Origin of the sequence: Rhizobium mesosinicum (genome assembly GCF_019511345.1) — a bacterium.
Taxonomy (GTDB): Bacteria; Pseudomonadota; Alphaproteobacteria; order Rhizobiales; family Rhizobiaceae; genus Rhizobium; species Rhizobium mesosinicum.
Window position 1 is genome coordinate 743,143 of record NZ_JAEUAK010000001.1, and the last position, 21,466, is coordinate 764,608.

Genomic DNA, 21,466 nt, shown 5'->3' on the forward strand with positions numbered 1-21,466 from the left:
CTCTCCAAATGATAGGCGGCTGGCCGCCGTTAACCATTCGAAAAGAACATTGCCTGCGTCATTTAAGCGTTACAGGCTTCGTTAAAAGGCTTTGTATCAGGGAAGACCAGCGAGTTGCAGGCCCTTTATCAAGGGTTCCGTGAAGGCCGGATCGCGGTCGGGGACGAAGTGGCGGATCTCTTCGCTGCGGAAATCGGGGAAATTTTCCAGCACGACCCGAGCGTAATTCCTGGCTTTTGCAGCATCGCCCGCCATGGCATGGGCGGCCGCGAGCAGGCGCGCTGTCGCCTGTTTTGACCTTACCGGCTCCAGCGCATCGATCGCCTTTTCATATTCTTCGCGCACGAAATGGATGCCTCCGAGATTCCAGTAATAATAGTCCGGCGGCAGGGGATTGAGCTTGAAGGCGGCGCGGCTGAGCTCAAGAGCCCGATCAAAATCGCCGTCATGGGAAAGCGCGTCGGCAAAATCGGCCAGGATGTCGGCATCGTTGGGATTGAGATCCTGGGCCTGCTGGAAGGAATCGAGGCTTTCTTCGAAGCGGCGGCGGTAAAGTGCGACGAAGCCGAGCTCGCGATAGGCCCGGCCACTGTTCGGATCGGTCTGTCGCGCCATTCTTGCCGCACTATAGGCTTCGTCCAGCAGATCCCGCTCATGCATGCCGCGGATCAGCCATTCCATGCCGAGTGCGCGAGACATGCCGGCATGGGCAGGCGAGAAATGTTCATAGCGGCTCAGCGACGACTTGAACCATTTGCGCGCCTGGCGCAGATGCTGCAGATCCGTCTGGGAAATCAGCCGCTTGCCTTCGAGATAAAGGCGATAGGCAGAAGCCGGCACGTCCCCGAGCGGCATCGCCAGCTCGGTGCGTTCGATCGTATCGGCAAGCGTCATGACGATGCGCCGAGTAAGCTGGCTGAATGCTTCACTGATCTTCTGCATCGCGAAAGGAATTTCAACCGCCCACAGCACTTCGGAGGTCGCCGTGCGCGTCAGCCGGCAGGTGGCATAGACATCCTCGTCGCGGCCCTGGATCGTCACATAGACGGCATAGTCGAAGCACAGGTCGAGCGGCCCGACAGTCGTACGTGTCGGGTCCAGCGCGCGGCTTACCATTTCCAGGCTCGTATGAGCGGCAATCACCTTGAAGCCGCGTTGCTGGCTGAGGCCGATCGTAACATCTTCGAGCAGCGCCCGCCCGACCCGCTCCATCAGCGGATCGGTGAGGATGCTTTCGGGCGGCAGGATGACGATGCGCGGCTGGCCGGCCGGATCGATCAGCAGTTCCGACGCCGGACGCGGATGTCCCGCCGCCGCCGGCTGTGCGGCGGCCAGGATACCAAGTTTGCGTGCCAGTGCGGTTGTCGCCTCGTCCGGCTCAATGTCGAAATCGTCCTTGAGTTGGCTGCGGCATCTGAGATAGGCCTGACGCGCCGCCGGCAGGTCGTTCATGCGGGAATGGGCGCGCATCAGTACGCGGCAGGCGATCTCATTGGCCGGGTCGAGTTCGATCAGGCGCTTGGCAAAGGCGATCTGCTCTTCGTCCGGCCGCTCGTCGTCACGTTCCAGCATGCGGACAAGATGGGCCGAGCGCGCTTCGTTAATCCGCTGGCGCTCGAAAGTTAGCCAATCCTCGGCACCCTGCGTTGGAGACTTGACGCTTTCGAGCAGTTCGCCAAGCAGAATGCCGCTTTCGTCCGGCCCTAATACATCCTTCTGCTTGAGGATATTGAGGTCGACCTCCCAGCCGGGCGCAAGGCCTAGATGGGTGCGCGTCGCGATGAGCAAAGGCGGCAGGCGTTCGGGAATGCTCTGTTCGATGCGCGACAGAAGCTGGCGAAGGCTGCCGGCCCGTTTTTCGGGAAGTTCGGATTGCCAGAGCTGGCATCGAATGGTTTCGCGATCGACCAGCGGTTCCTGCGACAGCGCTAACATCGCCAGCAGGAAATAGGACTTTTCCGGCAAAGGAAGCTCTGTCCCGGCGGCCAACAATCGCGGCCTGCCGAGCAGACATAATCTGTTCGCTCTCACTTCCCCGGCTGACCCGTCCATTTGGGCTCTCACCTTCAAAAGCCGGAACGCTCAAGAGCACCCCGACCGATTGCCGGATGTTAGAGGGAATAGCGCGCGACGGGAAGCGCTTTTGCTACCCTGGATTAAGATTTTCATCAAATAATACGGTCTCGACCAATGCTTGCTGCCATCATTATTTACGAAAGCTGCATTCAAGGCCGACTATTGTGGTATTTCGGAACATCATCGCACCATGCGGTTCGGCGCGCTGCGACCTATTTCTCCAGTGCAGCGGCTTCCTCGACCGATCGTAGAGCCCCTCCTTGGTTCTCCACCGGAGCATATCTTCTGCGCCAACCCTAGGACGAAGGTACGACGTGAGTGAGACGGTGACGTAAAGATCGAAATCAGAGAGCGAGGCCCTTGATATAGTCGATCGATCGCTTGGCAAACCGGCGCCAGTCGGAGGGGTTGTCGTGCTCCGTGACGATGTGCTCGGCCTTCGTCCGGCGAAATAGCGGCACGAGCTTTGCCCAGTCGATGATGCCGTCACCGGTCGCAGCCCAGCCGTCATCCTCCTTTGTGCCTTTGGGCGCCATGTCCTTCATCTGGATGGCGATGATGCGGTCGGCGAATGTCTGGAGCTCTGCTGCGGGGTCGGCACCGGCCCGGATGATCCAGCCGCAATCGATTTCGAACCGGACATTCTTTTCTGCGCTCTCGAAGATCAGATCAATGGGGCGTGATCCATCGGCAAGCGGCCGGAACTCGAAATCATGATTGTGCCAGGCGACCTTGAGACCATGCGACGCAGCGCGATCGGCGCCCTCGGAGAGCGTCTTCCCGAGATCCCTCCAGTAATCGGCTGTCGTGCCCCGCTCTTCCGGCGCCACATAGGGCGGGATTAGGATCGTCGCTCCCAGGGCGAGCGCGATATCGATGAAGCGCTGCGGCTCCTCGATCAACCCTTTCAGCGGCATGTGGAAGCAATGGCATCTCAAGCCGGCATCGTCGAGCGCTCGGCGACAAGCTTTCGCGTCTGCCTCATAGGCCGGCAGCCATGGTTCGATCGCGTCATAACCGAAGGCCTTCAGCTCCGGAAACTGGGTAAAGAGCGGCGGGAAATTGCGTGACGAATAGAGCTGATAGGAAATCGGATACGTCATTCTTCCTCCCCTTGCTTGGCTATTGTCCCGGCCTGCGCCTCAGCTCCGGCCAGTGGTGCTTTCCCGAATCACCAGATCCGGTTCGATCTGCGTAACGCGCGGCTCCGGCAGACCGTCCTTGGCGACGACCAATTTCATCAGCCGTTCCACGGCAAGTTCGGTGACGACGTCGACGGCATAATTCACGCTGGAGATCGGTGTCGCCGCATGTTCGGCGAATTCGATATTGTCGAAACCGATGATGGCGATATCCTTCGGCACCTGCACACCGTTCTTCTGGCACCAGCGCAGCGCGCCGATGGCAAGCGAGTCATTGGCAGTGAAAATCGCCGTCGGCGGGTTTGGCGCATTCATCAGCGTATCCATCGCCCAATATCCCTTTATGACCGAATGGCCGAGGGGGTCGGCCGTCAGTTTGGGGTCGAAGGCGATGCCGGCTTCCGTGAGAGCCTGCCGGTAGCCGTCGCTCTTTTCGACATTGCCGAGCGGATTGGCGCTGTCGATGATGCCGATGCGCTTGTGGCCGGTATCGATCAGATGGCGTGTCGCCTTATAGGCGCCGCGCCGTTCGTCGACGCAGACGGCATCGATGCCGGCATCGGGATCACCGACAAGCAGGACGATCGGATAGTTCGATTGCCGGATTTTCCGGATGTGATCGAGGCGCCGATGGCTGCGCGGGTAGATCAGCATGCCGTCGACCTGGCGCGAACGGAACATTTCGAGCGCCTTGATTTCCTGCTCAGGATCATTGTTGGAGGTGGCAAAAAGCGTGCCATAGCCGCGCTCGGCAAGCGCCAGCTCGATTGCCTGCGCCGTGCGTGTCAGTGTCGGGTTGGTGATGTCGGTCAGGATAAGGCCGATGGTCTTCGTCTCGCGGCTGACCAGCGACTTGGCAATATGGTTCGGCAGATAGTTCAGCGCATCGGCGGTCTTGCGTATCAGCTGGCGCGTCTCGTTGGGAATGCGTGGGCTGTCGCGCAGCGCGAGCGACACGGTGTTCACGGAAAATCCGGTCTTGTCAGCGATATCTTTGAGGCGAACGCTCGATCTGCTCATGGTCTCTGCAATATTCCGAGATGCTTAACCTCGTCTCCATAGCGCCCGGCCGTGGAAAGCGAAAGGGCAGCCGCATGTTTCACACGGCTGCCCTCCCCTCATTTTCCTTCGGCATGCAGCCGCTTGATGCCCTGATACTGCAGGCAGTCCGGATGCATCTCCATCAGCTCGATGCGGTTGCCGTCCGGGTCCTCGATCCAGGCTTGACGGTTGCCGTCGAGACCCTCCTTGATCTCGGCCGTCAGCTTGATGCCGGCCGCCTTGATGCGCTTGGCGGTCGCATCGAGGTCGTCGATCGTGAAGCACATGTGGTTGACGCCATTGGCGTTCCAGCCCGGCGCCCGGCCAGTCTCGGCACCTGGAAAGATCTCCAAATAGTGGTCGTCGGTGATGCGCAGATAGACGAGCCAGGTTGAGCCGTCATCGTTCTTCAGGCGCAGCATTTCCGGAAAGCCCAGGCGTTCGCGATAGAACTCGAGCGATGCGTCGAGATCCTTCACCTTGATCGCGACATGACCGTAGCCGGTAATTCCAAGCATTCTTCCTCCTCTCGGCGGCTCCAAGAGAGCCTGCCGTCCAATACCACATGCCAGTTAGCCGGTTTTAGTTTAACGCTAATACAGAATCACAATTGATCCGATCGGAAAGAATTGTCAACAGCCGGCAAGGCCTCAATCCCACTTTGGTCCCCAGTCCGGATCGACGACGCGTTGATTGCGGTCGATGGTCTCGATCCGGGCAATCTCCTCAGGCGAAAGCGTGATCGAACTTGCCTTGAAGTTCGAGCGGATGCGCTCCGGCCGCCCCGAAGTCGGGATGGTGCAATAGCCCTTGGCGAGCTCGAAGGCGATCGCCACCTGTTCGGGCGTCGCATCGTGTTTTTCGCCAATCGAACGCAGCACCGGCTCGCCGGAAAGTACGCCACGGGCAATCGGCAGATAGCAAGTGACGAGAATTTCCTTTTTTTGACAATAGGTTGCGAGCTTCTTGTTCTGCAGGATTGGGTTCAGCTCGAACTGGTTGTTCGCGATCTTGCCCCTCCCGAGCAGCGCTTCCGTCTCTTCCAGGAGGGCAATCGTGAAGTTCGAAACGCCAATCCGCTTGGTCAGGCCGCGGTTCTGCGCCTCGACGATCTGGGTGATATAAACCTCGAGCGGTATGCGGCCGTTGGGGGCCGGCCAGTGGATCAGCGTCAGGTCCACCTGATCGACCTTCAGCGCTTCCAGGCTCTTTTCCAGCGAAGGCACAAGCGCACCCGGGCCAAAATTATCAGTCGAGATCTTTGTCGTGAGAAAGATCTCATCACGCTTTAGACCGGAACGACGCAACGCCTCGCCGACTTCGAATTCGGTGTCATAGGTCTGAGCAGTATCGAGGTGCCTGTAGCCGGTTTCCAGCGCACAGAGGATGGCATCGACGCCTTCCTTGCCGTTCCTCCCGAACGTCCCAAATCCCATCAACGGAATAACCTGATGTTTTTTCAACTCCTTTTCCTCCATATCGCGTCGCTCCACCAAGCGTTTTTTGAGCGTTGCAACAGCTCGCGGTCGTGTCTAGCGAAAAACGCCTGTTGACCTCGGGCGAATTTTGATCATAGTTTAACGATAATACAAGCCTATTTCTGGCAGCGATCGGTGTGGGAGTGCCGGTCTCGGGAGGAAGTGATGCAGTTACGCTGGAGCAGGATGGCGCCCCAGCTGGCTCTCGCGCCGGCTGTCGCCGTCACCCTTGTCGCATTTATCGGTGCCATAGGCTGGACCGTCTGGCTGTCGTTGACGCGAAGCCGGCGTCTTCCAGAATATGATATCGACTGGAGCGAATGGACCCGCCAATACGAACGTCTGTTCAACGACACCGGCTGGACGATCTCGCTCCAGAACTTGATCATCCTCGGCGTCGGCAGTGCGCTTGCGATTGTCTTCGGCTTTGTCCTTGCGGCGATGATCGATCGCGAATGGCGCGGCGAAAGTTTTTTTCGCACGGTTTTCCTTTATCCGCTGGCAGTATCGCTGATCGTCACGGGCGCTGCCTGGCGCTGGATCTTCAATCCGCAGCTCGGGCTCGAGAACTTTCTGCATGGGCTCGGCTTCACCTCTGTCAGTTTCAACTGGCTGGCAAGCCCGGACACGGCCATGTATGCCATCATTCTCGCCACGATCTGGCAGAGTTCGGGTTTCTACATGGCCCTGATGCTATCGGGCCTGAAATCGATCAATACAGAGATTTGGAGTGCGGCTCGCCTCGATGGCGTCAGCTTCTTTCGCCTCTATCTCGAAATCGTAATTCCGATGATGAAGTTCACCTTCATCACCTGCGCCATCCTGCTCTCGCTCGGCGTCATCAAGGCCTATGACGTGATCGTCGCCATGACCAATGGCGGCCCTGGCAATTCGACCTGGGTGCCGGCCTATTTCACCATCAATGCGCTCTCGGCCAAGAGTAATATCGGTTACGCCTCGGCAGCGGCCATCACCATGCTCGTCATCACCGCGGCCATCTTCCTGCCCCTCGTATTGATCACTGCCTGGCAGCAGCGTCGTGCGAATGGAGGTGCGAGATGAACATGCTGACGCAGGCCGCGACACTTCAAGATGCCGTGAATGCCTCGCCGCGCCCGGCAGGTCCTTTCTTTCCACGTAAAAAGAAGCGCATTCCGGGCCGCTCCATCGCCATTCTTGTGCTTCTGACGATCTGCGCGCTGTTCTTCTGTGTGCCGCTCTATGTGGTCGTCGTCACCTCATTCAAGACAATGGACCAGATCCGCGAGGGGGCAATCTTCTCGCTGCCGCATGTCTGGACGCTGGAGGCCTGGGACCATGCCTGGAACAAGGCCTGCTCGGGCATCAACTGCAACGGGCTGAAGGTCGGTTTCTGGAATTCGGTGCTGATCCTCTTTCCCTCGCTTATCTTCTCGATCGGGCTGTCGATCGTAACCGGATATGCGCTGGCGCTTTGGAACGTGCGCTGGGCCAATGCCTTCCTGTTCCTGCTCTTCATCTGCGCCTTCGTACCCTTCCAGGTGATCATGTATCCCCTGATCCGCATCACCGCGACGGTCGGCATCTATGGCACGCTCTGGGGGATCGCTGCAGTCCATGCCGTGCTTGCCATGCCGGTGCTGACGCTGATCTTCCGCAATTACTACAAGGATATTCCCCAGGAGATCATGCGCGCGGCGATCATCGATTCCGGCTCCTTCTGGCGGATCTTCTTTGAAATCATCCTGCCGATGTCCGGCAATATCCTCATCGTCGTGCTTATCCTGCAGATCACCTCGATCTGGAACGACTATCTGATTGGCGTCACCTTCGGGGGTCTCGGAACACAGCCAATGACGGTCATCCTCGCTAATCTTATCACGGTTTCGACTGGCGTCGTTGCCTATAACGACAATATGGCGGCGGCGCTTTTGACCGCCATTCCACCCCTCGTCATCTATTTCCTCGTCGGCAAATTCTTCGTTCAGGGAATTACCGCCGGCGCGATCAAGGGTTGATCCATGCCGCGTGTTTCCTTCGAACATATCGTCAAGTCTTTCGGCGCCATAACGATCCTGAACGACCTGAACCTCTCGGTTGATGACGGCGATTTCCTCGTGCTGCTCGGGCCGTCCGGCTGCGGTAAGACCACGCTTTTGAACCTGCTTGCTGGGCTTCTGGAGGTTAGCGATGGGCGCATCATGATCGGTGAGCGCGACGTAACCGATCTGGATCCCAGGGATCGCGGCCTTGCCATGGTCTTCCAGTCCTACGCGCTCTATCCGACCAAGACCGTCTACGGGAACCTGAAGTTCGGGCTGGCGGCAAGCAAGCTCGACCGGGCCGAGATTGAGCGCCGCATCACTGTGGCCGCCAAACTCCTGCAGATCGAGCCGCTGCTCAACCGCAAGCCGGGTCAGCTGTCTGGTGGCCAGCGCCAGCGCGTCGCGATCGGCCGCGCCCTCGTCAAGCAAGCGGGCGTTGTTCTGTTCGACGAGCCACTGTCGAACCTCGACGCGAAGCTGCGCACGGAAATGCGACTCGAGATCAAGAAGCTGCACGACACGCTGAAGCCGACCGTCGTCTATGTCACACACGACCAGATCGAGGCGATGACCATGGCAACAAGGATCGCCGTCATGGATGGCGGTGTCATCCAGCAGTTCGGCACGCCGGACGAGATCTACGGCAGGCCCGCCAATCTCTTCGTCGCCGGCTTTATTGGTGCACCGGCGATGAACCTGCGCAAGGCTCGGCTGACCGTAAACGGTGGTAGCGTCCAGGCGGGCTTCGATACGGGAGATGCCATTGATCTTGGCGACTATGCCTTTTCGAAGAAGCCGGAAAGCGGTGCGGAGGTCGTTGTCGGCCTAAGGCCGGAGCATTTTGTCGTTGCCGAACAGCCGATTTTTAATCCCGCGGCCAGCTTCGAATTGCCGCTGCGCCAAGCCGAGCGCACCGGCTCTGATGCGACCGCCTATCTCGGCTTCGGCGAAGAGCTTCTGGCACTGCGCGTCGATCCCGATCGCGCCGCCGGCTTTAGGCCGGGACAGCCGGTGCGAGCAGAATTTCCGCGCGGCAAGGCGAATGTCTTTAGTGCTGAGACCGGGTTGCGATTGTGAATGAAGAACCGATGGGAGGAATGGAAATGATGAACAGGATTATTGCCGGCATCACAGCCGCATTGCTTGCAGGCGCCGCCCCCATGGCCGCGCCCGTTACCGCAAACGCAACCGAGTTGGTGATCTACCACACCTGGTCCGCGCCTCCGGAGGTGGCAGCGCTGAACGTCTTGAAGAAGAACCTGGAGGCCAAGGGTCACACCTGGACCGACATCGCCATTCCCCATGACACCGGCTCCAACGTCAACCTGATGAACCTGGTCGCCGGCGGCAATCCACCGAACCTCTTCATGGAGTCCAACCCGGGCGTCTATCGGGACCTCACCAAACAGGGCTTCGGCCGGCCGCTGACAGATTTCTTCAAGGAGCATGGCTATCCGGACAAATACCCTGACGCGGTTGCCCATTCCATGGTCGTCGATGATAAGGTGATCAAGGTGCCAACGGCGCTGCATATCGACGGCATGGTCTATTACAACATGGACGTGGCCAAGAAGATCGGCGTCGATCCGGCCGCTTGGACGTCGCTCGATCAGATGTTTGCCGATTTCGATAAGATCAAGGCGGCAGGTATTATTCCGCTCGCCGTCGGCGGTCAGCAATGGCAGGTGGGCTACCTCACCCACGCACTGGCGGCAACGATCGGCGGACCGGATTTCTTCAACAGGATCTATGGCGAAAAGCCCGATCCGGCCGTCTTCGACACGCCGGAATTCAAGCAGATCTTCGAATATCTGCGCAAGTTCCAGCAGGCAGCCGATATGGGCTCGGCCAACCGCGAATGGAATCTGACGACCAATCTCGTCATCACCGGCAAGGCCCTGATGCAGATCCATGGCGATTGGATGAAGGGTGAGTGGCTGGCGGCCGGCAAGACGGCAGGCAAGGATTTCGGCTGCATCCAGATACCTGGCGCCAAGGCTGTGGTTGCGACCGTCGATAGCTGGGGCCTGCTCGGTGGCCAGCCCGCGGACAAAGACAAGGCCGAGCTCGACTTTGCCTCGATCGTCGTCGACCCGAACGTGCAGGCGGAATTCGCCACGGCGAAGGGCTCCACACCTGTGCGCCTCGATGCGCCGCAGGACAGTCTCGATGCCTGCTCGAAGGAGGTGTTGAAGATCCTCGCCGATCCCAAGCATCAGGTGCAGAATCCACATGCAATCAGTGATGCTGATTGGGAAAATTCGATCTGGGACGTCGTCTTCAATTTCTGGAGCGATCCGAACATGAGTGTCGATGACGCGATCTCCAAGATCAAGGAAAATTACCAAACCATCCTTGGTTGATCCTTTCCGGAGGGCGGTCCGTTTCAGATGGTCGGACCGTCCCCTCCTGCCGCCCTCAAAATGGAGAGTTTGATGGACAAGCGTTTGCTTGATGAAGATGCCGTGATGCAGATCTGCTTCGTCACGGACGATGTGGAAAAGTCCGCCCGCTGGTTTTCCGACCTGACCGGCAAGCCTGTTCCCGCCGAGGGCAAGGCTGCCGATCCCGAAGAAGCCAAGGCGATCTATGATGGCAAGCCTGCCGAAGTCGGCTGCCGCATCATCATGTTCAAATTCGCCAATATTGACGTGGAATTCCTGCAGCCTGGTCCGGAAAAGAGCGCCTGGCGCGACCTCCTGGAAGAGAGGGGTCCCGGCTGTCACCACATCGCCTTCAAGACCAAGAACCTGACGAACCGCAATCGTTACCTCGAAGATAAGGGACATCGTCTCCTGCAGCGGGGTGAATTCGACGGCGGCCACGGGCGCTACGCCTATTACGACACCGTGAAGGATCTCGGCGTCATGATCGAGCTTCTCGAATTCAACTCGGACATGGAGCCCCAACCCCGGCGCGAGCCGGCTTGAGGCCTTGTCGGCTGGGTCGGTCAGAAGGCTTGGGCAACCCGGGGCAATGGCGTCGCACGTTCGGAGGCAGCATCTAGGAAATCGAGGCCGATATCGAGCACCGGTGCGCTGTGTGTCAGCCAGCCGACCGAGATCAAATCGACACCCGAGGCGGCAATGGCCGGTGCCGTTGCCGGCGTCACGCGGCCGGAGGCTTCGGTAATGGCGCGGCCGGCGACGATGCCGACGGCCTCACGAAGCTGATCGGGCGTCATGTTATCGAGGAGGACGGCATCGACCCCCTCGCCCATCGCCTCGCGCAACTGCTCGAGCGTGTCGACCTCCACTTCGATTTTGATCATATGGCCGACGCCGGCCTTGGCACGTTGGATCGCTTCTGCCACGCTGCCGGCAATGGCGACGTGGTTGTCCTTGATCAGCACGGCATCATGAAGCGCAAAGCGGTGGTTCATCCCGCCGCCGGCCCGCACGGCCCATTTTTCCAATGCCCTCAGGCCTGGTGTCGTCTTACGGGTGCAGACGACAGAGGCTCTGGTGTTGCGGATCGCCGCGACGATGCCCGCCGTCACAGAGGCGATGCCGGAGAGATGACCGAGAAAGTTCAGGGCCGTGCGTTCGGCCGTCAGCAGGCCGCGCGACGGACCCTCAATGGTGGCAATCACACTGCCGGGCTCAACGGCTGCTCCATCGGGCAGATGCCGGCGCAGCGTGATGGCGGGATCGACGAGCTGGAAGGCGAGCTCTGCGGCATCGAGGCCGGCGACCACGCCCGGCTGACGGGCGGCCATGACGACCGTCGAGCGATGTTCTTCCGGGATGACCGCTGCCGAGGTGATATCGCCGGCAAGGCCGAGATCCTCGGCAAGGGCGGCACGCACCAAGGGCTCGACAATGACGCGCGGAAGGGAAGCGAGGTTCATCTCAGGCACTCCTTGCAAGGGGATGGGAAGCGGTCGCCCGGGCAATCTCGAGGGCGTCAGTCAGCGTCATTTTCCGCCGCACGGCTTCCGCCCGCTTCAGCGGAAAATCGGTGCGCGCATGGGCGCCGCGCGATTCTGCCCGAAGGCTGGCGAAAACGGCAATCAACAGCGCGACGATCGCAGGATCGGAAGCCGGTCCCTCTCCTTCCACGAGCGGCAGCAGGCTTGCAACCGCGCCGTGGATGGCAGCTGCATTGCGCAGCACGCCGAGATGGCGCGAGACGATCGGCTTGACCAGGGTGGCATCGGCTCTTGCCGGCAGTGTTCTTCGGGCTTCAGGCATTGCGGGTTTTTCGCTTGGGAGGGCGAGGATATCGCGCGCGGCACGCATACCCATGACGACGGCTTCCAGCAGTGAATTGCTGGCGAGCCGGTTTGCCCCATGCAGCCCTGTCGATGCAGCCTCGCCGGTAACCCAGAGCCCGGCAACGGTGCTGCGGCCGGCAGCATCGGTCGCCACTCCGCCCATATGATAGTGAACGGCAGGACGCACGGGGATCAGCTGACGCGAGGCATCGATGCCGGCCTCCCGGCAGAGCGCGTCGATAACGGGGAAACGGGCGGCGAAACGATTGCCAAGAGCCCCCCGCGCATCGAGGAACACCTTGCCGCCGCGTGCGAGTTCGGCGCTGATGGCGCGGGCCACAACATCGCGCGGCGCCAATTCAGCGCCCGGCACGCCGGCCATGAAGCGGTCGCAGCTCTCATTGACGAGCACCGCGCCTTCACCACGCACCGCTTCACTCACCAGCGCCAGTGGCCGGCGGCGGGAATCAAGTGCAGTCGGGTGAAACTGCACGAATTCCATATCGGCAAGCTCCGCGCCGGCGCGCGCGGCAAGCATGATGCCCTGCCCGAAATTGCCGGTCGGATTGGTCGTCGCATCATAGAGCCCGCCGATGCCGCCGGTTGCCAGCACGATCCGCCGTGTTGGTAGGATGAGGGTGCCATCCTTGCCGGCGCAGGCGAGGCCGGTGACGCCGTCCTTATCCGTCAGGACACGGCGGGCCTCCAGCCCTTCGAGCACGGTGATGGAGGGTGTTGCGATAACGGCTGCGACCAAGGCGCGGACGATTTCGGCACCCGAGCCGTCGCCTTGTGCATGGACTATACGGCGGCGACTATGGGCCGCTTCCAGCCCCAGCGAAAAACTGCCATTCGCCGTCTTGTCGAAGCGGACCCCTGCCCGCTCCAGCGCGGCAATTGCTGCCGGCGCATCGGCGACGATGCCGGCAGCGACGATGGGATCGCAAAGCCCGTCACCGGCAGCGAGCGTATCGGCCAGATGCAACTCGGCGCAGTCATCGGCGCCGAGACTGGCGGCAATGCCGCCTTGCGCCCAGGCGCTCGACGTTTCAGCGCCGGGAGCCGCACGGGTGACGATGACAACGGGCTCGGGCGCCAGCGTCAGTGCCGTCATCAGTCCCGCAAGGCCGCTGCCGACGATGACGGTGCGGCCGGTGAGTTGGTCAGCAATCTCGCTCATATTGCCAGCATCCTCTCGACAGCCCGGCGAGCAGCGACAGCGACCGCGGGATCGACGGTCACTTCGTGGCGATTTTCCTCCAGTGCCGCGCGAATATTGGAAAGCGTGATCCGCTTCATGTGCGGGCAGAGATTGCAGGGGCGGATGAATTCGACATCGGGATGGTGCACGGCGACATTATCGCTCATCGAGCATTCGGTCAGCAGCACGACACGGGCCGGCTTCTTCTGCCCGACATAATCGGACATGACGGCGGTGGAGCCGGCGAAGTCAGCCTCAGCAACGACATCCGGCGGGCATTCGGGATGGGCAAGCACCGTCACGCCGGGATGGTTTTCCCGCAGTTGGCGTACATCCTCGGCAGTAAATAGCTCATGCACCTCGCAATGGCCGTGCCAGGCGATAATCTCGACATTGGTTTCCTTGGCGACATTCCGAGCAAGATACTCGTCCGGGATCATCAGCACCCTGGGCACGCCGAGCGATTCGACCACCTTCTTGGCATTGCCAGACGTGCAGCAGATATCGGAGGCGGCTTTGACGGCTGCGGACGTGTTGACGTAGGTGATGACGGGAACGCCCGGATGGGCCTGGCGCAGCAGCGCCACGTCCTCTGGCGTGATGGATTCGGCAAGCGAACAACCGGCGCCGAGATCGGGGATCAGCACGGTCTTGTCCGGATTCAGGAGCTTTGCCGTCTCGGCCATGAAATGCACGCCGGCCAGCACGATCACGTCGGCATCGACCTCGATGGCCTTGCGCGCCAAAGCGAGGCTGTCGCCGACGATATCGGCCACGCCATGGAAGATCTCCGGTGTCTGGTAATTATGCGCGAGGATGACGGCATTGCGCTTGCGCTTCAGTTCCAGGATCGCATCGACATCGTCCTGAAAAGTCAGCCATTCGGCTTTGGGAATGACGCGGCTGACGCGATCATAGAGGGAAGACGCGGATGCAACGTGGTTCATGGCCGGCTCCATCAATTATGCTCGATTTGAGCATATCATGCGCGCTAGAGATATTCTCACAGTGAGCATATGTCAATTGCGGGAGAGCGGTAATTTCGTTCCGGCGAGCGCGCGCTCCTCGAGAATGGTCTGGCGGAAGCGGAAAAGCTTGGCCGGCCGGCCGCCGGTCTCGCTCGTCGCCTCCCCGGTTTCTTCCACCAGTTCCTGCGCTTCGATCAGGCGGCGGAAGTTCTGCTTGTGCAGCGTCAGGCCGGCCAGAGCTTCGACGGCCCGCTGCAATTGCAGAAGGGTGAAGCTTTCGGGCATAAGTTCGAAAACGACCGGGCGATATTTGATCTTGGCGCGCAGTCTTGCAATGCCGGTCGCGAGAATCCGCCGGTGGTCGGCAAACATCGGCCGGCCGAGACTGTCGGCCTTGCCGCAGCCGGCCTCGGCAACGAGGCCTGCCTCGTAGAGCAGCTCGTAGCGCTGCAGCGTTAGATCCTCGTTCCAGCCGCCGCCATCGAGGCCGAAGGTGAAGTCGGCGCGGCGATGACGGTATTCGCGCCTGACGGGGTCGGCATCGGCCCATAGGCGCAGCCGCGCGATCAGTTCATCAAGAATTTCCGGCCGCCCATCGCGATGATCCTCCCAGGGGAAATATTCATACCAGCCGTGCCAGCCCGGCCGGCCGGCGCCTGACTGCTCGTTGACGAGGCCGAGATAGCTGATCGAAATGGTGCGACCGCCCTGGATATCGTTGTTCCGGTCGCGGTCGGCGAAAGTGTAAAGCTGCTCGAGAAAGCCAACGGGATGGGCGGTCTGCTCCTGGATCCATTCACGCAGACCCGATTGCAGCGTGCGATGACCCATTTCGAAAGGGCCTGACGGCAGGGCATCGCCGTTACGGATCGTCATGACGCGCGGCTCGTCGCCCGTCACAGCGACAAGAACCGCGATCAATTCCGCATGGGCAAAGCCTATCGTCACCGGCGCCTGAGAATTTGTTCCTGATGGATCTATTCTCTGACACAGGGCGGCACCGATGCCAATCACAGGCTCGCACCCTCCCCAGCAAAGAGCGTCGCGTTGAATTGAGGATTACCAAAGTTTGGTATATATTGGTAGCGACGAGGAGGTTTTCGTGTCCAAAAACACATCCGTTGCTTTGGGTGATCATTTTGCAGGCTTTGTCGAACGGCAGGTTAGTGAAGGCCGCTACGGCTCGGCGAGCGAGGTCATTCGTGCCGGCCTGCGGCTTCTGGAAGAGCACGAGGCCAAAGTGAAAGCGCTGCGCGACGCGATCGGCACTGGTATCGATAGCGGCCAAGCCGAAGATTTTGAATTCGACGCATTCCTCGACCGGAAACGCCGGACCCGGACGAAATGAAAGGCCACGTCCTTTCCAAGGCCGCCGTCGCAGATCTTGACGATATCTGGGACTACACCTTCGACAACTGGGGCCAGGAACAGGCGGAGCGCTATATCGACGATATTCGCAACGCCTGCGAAGGTCTGGGATCAGGCGCCAGGAGCGGACGGCCGATCGACGATCTCTGGCCCGGCGTGTTTAAGCTCGCCGTCAATTCGCACTTCCTGTTCTATCGAGTGCTCCAAGACGGCCGAACCGGTATCGTCCGTATCCTGCACAAGCGCATGGATGTGGAAGCGCGGCTTGGTGAGACGCCTTTGCATTGACGGCGTTTTTCCGCATGAACGGCGACCCGCAGGCTCTCACCTCTCCGCTTCCAGCCGATGCAGAAAATTGCGCAACTCGGCCTCGTCGATGCCGACGAGGTGGCGCTTTTCCGGATAGACGCCGGAGCGGATATCCTCGACCAGTTCACTGAAGGCCGCGACACGTTCGCGCTGCAGCCGATCATATTCGGCGGCGAAGTTGCGATAGACCTTGGCATGGCGCGGTGTGTGGTCGCGGTTGGAGCCGAGCACGTCATCGGCAAAGAGATATTGCACATCGCAGCCACGGCCGGCTCCCATAGAGATCATTAGCATCGACGTGTTGTTGGAAATCGCCGCTGCTACGTCGCTTGGAACGACCTCGATCTCGGCCGCAAAGGCGCCTGCTTCTTCCAGCGCCTTCGTCTGGCGCCAGACGTCGAAGGCGCTTGCCGCCGTCTTGCCGACGGCGCGGAAGCCGCCGGTCCAGGTTGCCTTCGACGGGATTAGGCCGACATGGCCGCAGACGGGTATGCCCTCGTCGCGCATGCGGCGGATGGTCTGCAGGCTAGCCGCGCAATAGACGGCGTCACCTCCCGCCTTCAGAACCTTGAAGGCCTCGCGCATGTACTCGTCCGCCGAGACATGATCGCCATATTCGAGGCCAGGGATGGCAAAGGCAGAGGGTGCGGCTTCGCGAAAGACCGGTCCCAGCAAAGCGGGCGGCACCGAGACCATGTCGATGCCCGCCTTTTCGGCCGCTTCCGCCTCTTCGAGCGAGGTGACGCGCAGCATGGTGAGTTGACGCTTTCCCTTGAGCGCCAGCAGATCGGCGACCGTGGCGCGATTATGTTTTTTCATCGCAGTATCCTTTGGATCAGCATGCGGGCGTTTTCAGGCGGCGAGCAGGGTCTTCAGCTTGACGTTGCTGGCGGTCAGCGCGGCGGGATCGGGATGGGCGCGCGCGGCAATCAGCATTTCCGCCAAGCGGATATCGCGGGCAACCGCATTGCGCGGACCGATGCCGCTTGCAGCAAGGAGGCGCCCTTCAGCATCGAGATGGAAAAGGATGAAGGCCCCCGTGCCGAGATCGCGGCGCAGAAGGGCCACAGCGCCCTCGGTAAGCCCGGCAATCTGCAATGTCATGTCATATTGATCCGACCAGAACCATGGTACGGCGGACATGGCCTCGTTGGCGCCGAGCATATTGGCGGCGGCAAGCGTGCCCTGCTCCTGCGCATTACGCCAGGATTCCAGCCGCACCCGCCGGCTGCCGTAGATCGCCAGCGGAAAGGAGCAGCAGTCACCGGCGGCAAAGATATCGGGTGCGGAGGTGCGCAGCCGGTCATCGACGGCAATGCCGTTGTCGATTGCAAGCCCCGCGGCCTCCGCGATTTCGACATTCGGCCGCGCGCCGATGCCGACAAGGGCCAAATCGGCCTCGATCGTCTCGTCGGACGAAAGCCGGATGACGACCCTATCGTTCTGTTCGGTCAATGCTTCGATGGACGTGGCGCAGCGCAGGTCGACGCCTTCGGCGCGATGACGTTCGCTGATGAGATGCGCGATATCCTCTGGAACGCCGCGCTTCAGCACCCGCTCCAGCCCTTCGATCAGGACCACATCGGCGCCGAGCTGACGCGCGGTTGCCGCGACCTCCAGACCGATGAAGCCGCCGCCGATGACGGCAAGCCGCTTGCCGGGCTGCAGCATGGCGCGCAAGGTCACTGCATCATAATGGGTTCGCAGCGAGCGGATATGCCTGCTGTCGGCGGGCGCATTCGGGAAGTCGCGGGCGCTGGCACCGGTTGCAAGAAGCAGCCTGTCATAGCAAAGGTGGCTGCCATCCGACAGCGCGACCCTATAGGCGGTAGCGTCGAGGCCGGTCGCTGTTACTCCGGTCAACAGGCGGATATTGCCTGCAGCATAAGCCTCGTGTGCGGCTATGAACCTCGGATCGATGCTGCCCGAAAGCCCGTCCTTGGAAAGCGGTGGCCGCTCATAAGGCGGGTGCCGTTCGGAACCGACGAGCGTGATCTCGCCGTCAAACCCCTTTTCCCGAAGTGCAAAGGCAGCACGCCCCCCGCATTCTCCTGCCCCGATGATCACGAAATGGGTCATGACGTGCCTCAGATCGCAATGAAGACGGCGCCGTCTTCGATCTTGACGGGATAGGTCCTCAGGTTGACGCAGACGGGTGCCCCCTTGGCCTCGCCTGTCCTGTAGTTGAAGCGGCCATTATGCTTCGGACATTCGATGATCTCGTCCATGACCAGTCCGTCCGCGAGATGGACTTGCTCATGGGTGCAGAGCCCGTCGGTGGCGAAGAACGCGTCATCCGGGCTGCGATAGACCGCAAAGGTGCGCCCGCCATGGTCGAAGCGTATGACATCCTCCTCGTCGATCTCGTCCTTGCCGCAAACCTCGATCCAGTTTCCGCTCATCTTTTTCCTCCTTCGATCCTGTTATTGGGCTGCAGGCGCCAGGTCGGCGTGGAATTCCTCGCGATAGGGCCTCGCCGTCGCCGGCAGCTCTCGCTTCAGGAAATAGTCTTCGTTGCGAAGCTGGCGCAGGAAGGCGGGGATCATCTCTTTGTAGCCGGACCAGATCGATGGATTGGGTGCCGGCAGGTCATGCTTGATCATCGCGTGCAGCTTCGGCAGCGCGTGATAGGGCACCATCGGGAACATGTGATGCTCGACGTGATAGTTCATGTTCCAGTAGATGAAGCGGCTGATCGGGTTCATGTAGACCGTGCGGCTGTTGAGCCTATGGTCGATGACGTTGTCGGCAAGCCCACCATGCTGCAGGAGGCCGGTCAGCACGTGATGCCAGGCGCCATAGAGGCGCGGCAGACCTATCAGCATCAGCGGCAGGATCGAACCGAGGTAAAACGCGAGCGCAATGGTGACGAGGTAGATCGTAAGCCAAATGCGGGCGATGCGGATCGCCTTCGGCTGCTCCATCTCAGGAACGAAGATCTTCTCAGCCGCGCTGATGACGCCGGCGGCATTTCTGACCATGTCGATGACGGCATGCCAGGCATCGAGAATACCGAAGAAATTCAGGGTCAGGCGGAGGAGATCCGGCGGGCGCATGACGGCGATCTCGGGGTCGCGGCCGACGATGACGGTGTCGGTGTGGTGGCGGGCATGGCTCCAGCGCCAGGTCACCGGATTGCGCATGATCATGAAGCAGGCGATCTGGTAGACGACATCGTTCATCCAACGCGTCTTGAAGGCGGTGCCGTGGCCGCATTCATGCCAGCGGCTGTCGGAGGCCGAGCCGTAGAGTACGCCGTAGGCGAGGAAGAAGGGCACGGCGAACCAAGAGCCCCAGAAATAGATGCTGAGGGCAGCGAACCCGAGCATGCTGCCAAGCCAGAGGCCTGTATCGCGGATCGCCTGATGGTCGGAGCGCTGCATCAGCACCTTCATCTCTTTGCGGGCAATATCGGTATGATACCATTCCGCGGCCGCGAGACCGGTTTCGATCGCCGTCCTGCCGCTCTCCCCCAAGAGGCTGTAATCGCGCTTTGTTGCCTCGCCAGCCATGCCTTCCTCCTCACCAGTTCTTGGTTCGGAGAATAGGTTGACTTCGCAAAGCCCTCAATGCAGGCTTGATATATTCTCTCAAAAGCCATCAGAAATGGCTTTCACTATTGATTGAAAACTATCAGGACCACCATGCGCCGCGCGACCATTTCCGATCTTGCCCAGGCCTCCGGCGTCAGCGTGGCGACCGTCGATCGCGTGCTGAACGGCCGCCATCGGGTGCGGGAGGAAACGGCGCGGCGCGTCTATGATGCGGCCCAGTCGATCGGTTATCATGCCGTCGGCCTGATCCGGCAGCGCGTCTTCGAGGATCTGCCGCAATATCGGCTGGCCTTCCTGCTGCAGAAGCCGACACAGCCCTTTTATCAGGCTTTCGCGCGTGAGATTGAAACCGCCGCCCGCAACGTCACGACCGCCCGCATCCAGACGCAGGTGGAATATCCGACGGCCGCAACACCGGCGGCGATCGTCGAGAAGATCAAGCTGCTTGGGGCAAGGAACCAGGCGGTGGCGCTTGTCGGCCCGGATTATCCCGCAGTCACGGCTGCCGTCGAGGAATTGAAGGAACGCGGCATTCCGGTCTTTTCACTGCTCTCGGATCTCGCGACCGGTGTCAGGGACGCCTATGTCGGCGTCAACAATCGCAAGGTTGGCCGCACCGCTGCCTGGATGATTGCCAAGGCGGCGCGCCGGCCCGGCAAGGTCGCCTGCTTCGTCGGCAGCCATCGTTTTCATGGTCACGAGTTGCGCGAGATAGGTTTCCGCTCCTATTTCCGCGAGGAAGCGCCTGACTTTGAGGTGGTCGAAACGCTGATCAATCTCGAAACGCCCGATATCACCCATGAGGCGACGCTGACGCTTCTGCAGAAACATCCCGATCTCGTCGGTCTCTATGTCTGTGGCGGCGGCATGGAGGGGGCAATCTCGGCATTTCGTGAAGAGGGGATCGGCGGCCGCATCGTGCTCATCGTCAACGAGCTCACCGTCGACAGCAAGGCCGGCCTCGCCGACGGCATCGTCACCATGGCGATCGGCACGCCATTGCCGGCGCTGTGCAAGGAAGTGACATCGCTGATGATGGGTGCGCTCGAACAGGGCGAGATCGCCGTTCCCGGCCAGTCATTCCTGCCTTTCGAGATTTTCCTGTCCGAAAACATCTAAAATGAGGTGATTCTATCATTCACGCGGAAAATCTAGCAGAGATGATAGAGTTTGATGCCGTGCAGCCGATGGAATAGCAGGCGAATTCCAATAGAGGTTCGATGAGACATTCATAGTGCTTCTTACGCACGAGGGGCAAGCAGGAGATTTCGCATGGCATCCATCCGTTTCGCGCTGAACCACATGGCAGCGCCTTCGCTGTCGATCGAGGATTTCTTTGCGCTTGCGACCTCGCTTGGCATTGATGCGGTGGAGATCCGCAATGATCTCGCCGGCAATGCCATTCTCGATGGCACCAAGCCCGAGGTCATCAAGGCAGCGGCCGACCGTCACGATGTCGCGATCATCTCCATCAATGCGCTGCAGCGCTTCAACGAATGGAACGCGACGCGCGAGCGGGAAGCGCGCGAGCTGATCGATTACGCAAGGGCTGTCGGTTCGCAGGCTTTGGTGCTGGTTCCGAAGAACGACGGCACGGGAACAGCCGATGGCGAGCGCCAGGACAATCTGCGTCAGGCGCTGACGGCACTCCGCCCTATGCTCGATGCCGCCGACATTGTCGGTTTGGTGGAGCCGCTCGGCTTCGAAATCTGTTCGCTGCGCTCCAAGGCCGAAGCAGCCGATGCGATCGAGACGTTGAATGCGCAGCCGACCTTCCGGCTCGTGCACGATACATTCCATCATCACCTAGCCGGCGAGACGCCTTTCTTCCCGCATCTGACCGGGCTCGTGCATATTTCCGGCGTCAACGATCCCGCCGTTTCCGTCTCCGACATGCGCGATCCGCACCGTATTCTGGTTGATGGCGATGACCGGCTCGGCAATGCCGCCCAGATCCGAGCATTGCTTCAGGCTAGCTACAAGGGTCCCTTCTCCTTCGAGCCTTTCGCATCCGAAGTCCATGCACTGAAGGATCCTGGCACTGCCCTGAAGGCGAGCATGGACTACATCACAGCAAAGGTTTGAGAAG

Annotated in this window: 22 protein-coding genes; 9 read left to right on the plus strand and 13 right to left on the minus strand. The window is 60.5% G+C overall.

What is annotated here, in order from left to right; all coding sequences use genetic code 11:
- Positions 1-96: 96 nt before the first annotated feature.
- The 5 genes from JNB85_RS03415 to JNB85_RS03435 form a co-directional block, all read right to left on the minus strand.
- The gene (locus JNB85_RS03415; RefSeq protein ID WP_220332971.1) at positions 97-2,052 is read right to left on the minus strand and encodes an AfsR/SARP family transcriptional regulator; all 1,956 of its coding nucleotides are present in this window, start codon (positions 2,050-2,052) and stop codon (positions 97-99) included.
- 368 nt (positions 2,053-2,420) lie between these two features.
- Positions 2,421-3,179, minus strand: coding sequence for a sugar phosphate isomerase/epimerase family protein (locus JNB85_RS03420; RefSeq protein ID WP_220332972.1), 759 nt, complete (start codon positions 3,177-3,179; stop codon positions 2,421-2,423).
- Between the two features lie 39 nt (positions 3,180-3,218).
- On the minus strand, positions 3,219-4,238 hold the full coding sequence (locus tag JNB85_RS03425; protein WP_220332973.1) for a LacI family DNA-binding transcriptional regulator: 1,020 nt from the start codon (positions 4,236-4,238) through the stop codon (positions 3,219-3,221).
- A 98-nt stretch (positions 4,239-4,336) separates the two neighbouring features.
- On the minus strand, positions 4,337-4,777 hold the full coding sequence (locus tag JNB85_RS03430; RefSeq protein ID WP_220332974.1) for a VOC family protein: 441 nt from the start codon (positions 4,775-4,777) through the stop codon (positions 4,337-4,339).
- A 132-nt stretch (positions 4,778-4,909) separates the two neighbouring features.
- Positions 4,910-5,722 carry an aldo/keto reductase gene (locus tag JNB85_RS03435; RefSeq protein ID WP_223216405.1) on the minus strand — a complete coding sequence of 271 codons (813 nt, stop codon included), beginning with the start codon at positions 5,720-5,722 and terminating at the stop codon, positions 4,910-4,912.
- Positions 5,723-5,902: 180 nt separating this feature from the next.
- Between JNB85_RS03435 and JNB85_RS03440 the strand changes: the two genes are divergently transcribed.
- The 5 genes from JNB85_RS03440 (at position 5,903) to JNB85_RS03460 (ending at position 10,691) form a co-directional block, all read left to right on the plus strand.
- The gene (locus JNB85_RS03440) at positions 5,903-6,799 is read left to right on the plus strand and encodes a carbohydrate ABC transporter permease (protein ID WP_223216406.1); all 897 of its coding nucleotides are present in this window, start codon (positions 5,903-5,905) and stop codon (positions 6,797-6,799) included.
- Positions 6,796-7,734: a carbohydrate ABC transporter permease gene (locus JNB85_RS03445; RefSeq protein WP_220332976.1), complete on the plus strand. Its 939-nt coding sequence runs from the start codon at positions 6,796-6,798 to the stop codon at positions 7,732-7,734. The genes JNB85_RS03440 and JNB85_RS03445 overlap by 4 nt, the downstream gene beginning before the upstream one ends.
- A gap of 3 nt (positions 7,735-7,737) precedes the next feature.
- Positions 7,738-8,838, plus strand: coding sequence for an ABC transporter ATP-binding protein (locus JNB85_RS03450; protein ID WP_220332977.1), 1,101 nt, complete (start codon positions 7,738-7,740; stop codon positions 8,836-8,838).
- Between the two features lie 26 nt (positions 8,839-8,864).
- On the plus strand, positions 8,865-10,124 hold the full coding sequence (locus JNB85_RS03455; RefSeq protein WP_220332978.1) for an ABC transporter substrate-binding protein: 1,260 nt from the start codon (positions 8,865-8,867) through the stop codon (positions 10,122-10,124).
- Between the two features lie 72 nt (positions 10,125-10,196).
- Positions 10,197-10,691: a VOC family protein gene (locus JNB85_RS03460; protein ID WP_220332979.1), complete on the plus strand. Its 495-nt coding sequence runs from the start codon at positions 10,197-10,199 to the stop codon at positions 10,689-10,691.
- 20 nt (positions 10,692-10,711) lie between these two features.
- Here the strand turns inward: JNB85_RS03460 and nadC are convergent, their stop codons facing one another.
- From nadC to JNB85_RS03480, 4 genes are all read right to left on the minus strand, one after another.
- Positions 10,712-11,611: a carboxylating nicotinate-nucleotide diphosphorylase gene (nadC, locus tag JNB85_RS03465; RefSeq protein WP_220332980.1), complete on the minus strand. Its 900-nt coding sequence runs from the start codon at positions 11,609-11,611 to the stop codon at positions 10,712-10,714.
- 1 nt (position 11,612) lies between these two features.
- Positions 11,613-13,157: an L-aspartate oxidase gene (locus JNB85_RS03470; protein WP_220332981.1), complete on the minus strand. Its 1,545-nt coding sequence runs from the start codon at positions 13,155-13,157 to the stop codon at positions 11,613-11,615.
- The gene (gene nadA / locus JNB85_RS03475) at positions 13,154-14,125 is read right to left on the minus strand and encodes a quinolinate synthase NadA (protein ID WP_220332982.1); all 972 of its coding nucleotides are present in this window, start codon (positions 14,123-14,125) and stop codon (positions 13,154-13,156) included. The genes JNB85_RS03470 and nadA overlap by 4 nt, the downstream gene beginning before the upstream one ends.
- Before the next feature lie 72 nt (positions 14,126-14,197).
- On the minus strand, positions 14,198-15,094 hold the full coding sequence (locus tag JNB85_RS03480; RefSeq protein WP_220332983.1) for an NUDIX hydrolase: 897 nt from the start codon (positions 15,092-15,094) through the stop codon (positions 14,198-14,200).
- A gap of 154 nt (positions 15,095-15,248) precedes the next feature.
- Between JNB85_RS03480 and JNB85_RS03485 the strand changes: the two genes are divergently transcribed.
- Positions 15,249-15,494 (plus strand): type II toxin-antitoxin system ParD family antitoxin, encoded by a 246-nt coding sequence (locus JNB85_RS03485; protein WP_220332984.1) that lies wholly within the window; start codon positions 15,249-15,251, stop codon positions 15,492-15,494.
- The gene (locus JNB85_RS03490) at positions 15,491-15,802 is read left to right on the plus strand and encodes a type II toxin-antitoxin system RelE/ParE family toxin (RefSeq protein ID WP_220332985.1); all 312 of its coding nucleotides are present in this window, start codon (positions 15,491-15,493) and stop codon (positions 15,800-15,802) included. The genes JNB85_RS03485 and JNB85_RS03490 overlap by 4 nt, the downstream gene beginning before the upstream one ends.
- A gap of 36 nt (positions 15,803-15,838) precedes the next feature.
- Here JNB85_RS03490 and JNB85_RS03495 read toward each other — a convergent pair whose 3' ends face one another.
- The 4 genes from JNB85_RS03495 to JNB85_RS03510 are packed head-to-tail and all read right to left on the minus strand — an operon-like array spanning position 15,839 to position 19,335.
- Positions 15,839-16,642 carry a 3-methyl-2-oxobutanoate hydroxymethyltransferase gene (locus JNB85_RS03495; protein ID WP_220332986.1) on the minus strand — a complete coding sequence of 268 codons (804 nt, stop codon included), beginning with the start codon at positions 16,640-16,642 and terminating at the stop codon, positions 15,839-15,841.
- A 33-nt stretch (positions 16,643-16,675) separates the two neighbouring features.
- The gene (locus JNB85_RS03500) at positions 16,676-17,902 is read right to left on the minus strand and encodes an NAD(P)/FAD-dependent oxidoreductase (RefSeq protein ID WP_220332987.1); all 1,227 of its coding nucleotides are present in this window, start codon (positions 17,900-17,902) and stop codon (positions 16,676-16,678) included.
- Positions 17,903-17,910: 8 nt separating this feature from the next.
- Positions 17,911-18,225: a MocE family 2Fe-2S type ferredoxin gene (locus JNB85_RS03505; protein WP_220332988.1), complete on the minus strand. Its 315-nt coding sequence runs from the start codon at positions 18,223-18,225 to the stop codon at positions 17,911-17,913.
- Positions 18,226-18,246: 21 nt separating this feature from the next.
- The gene (locus tag JNB85_RS03510; RefSeq protein WP_220332989.1) at positions 18,247-19,335 is read right to left on the minus strand and encodes a fatty acid desaturase family protein; all 1,089 of its coding nucleotides are present in this window, start codon (positions 19,333-19,335) and stop codon (positions 18,247-18,249) included.
- 132 nt (positions 19,336-19,467) lie between these two features.
- Here JNB85_RS03510 and JNB85_RS03515 point away from each other — a divergent pair, with 132 nt between their 5' ends.
- Both JNB85_RS03515 and JNB85_RS03520 read left to right on the plus strand, forming a co-directional pair.
- The gene (locus JNB85_RS03515) at positions 19,468-20,496 is read left to right on the plus strand and encodes a LacI family DNA-binding transcriptional regulator (protein WP_220332990.1); all 1,029 of its coding nucleotides are present in this window, start codon (positions 19,468-19,470) and stop codon (positions 20,494-20,496) included.
- Between the two features lie 153 nt (positions 20,497-20,649).
- A complete protein-coding gene (locus JNB85_RS03520) occupies positions 20,650-21,462 on the plus strand; it encodes a TIM barrel protein (RefSeq protein WP_220332991.1) in 813 nt (270 codons plus the stop codon).
- Positions 21,463-21,466 lie beyond the last annotated feature (4 nt).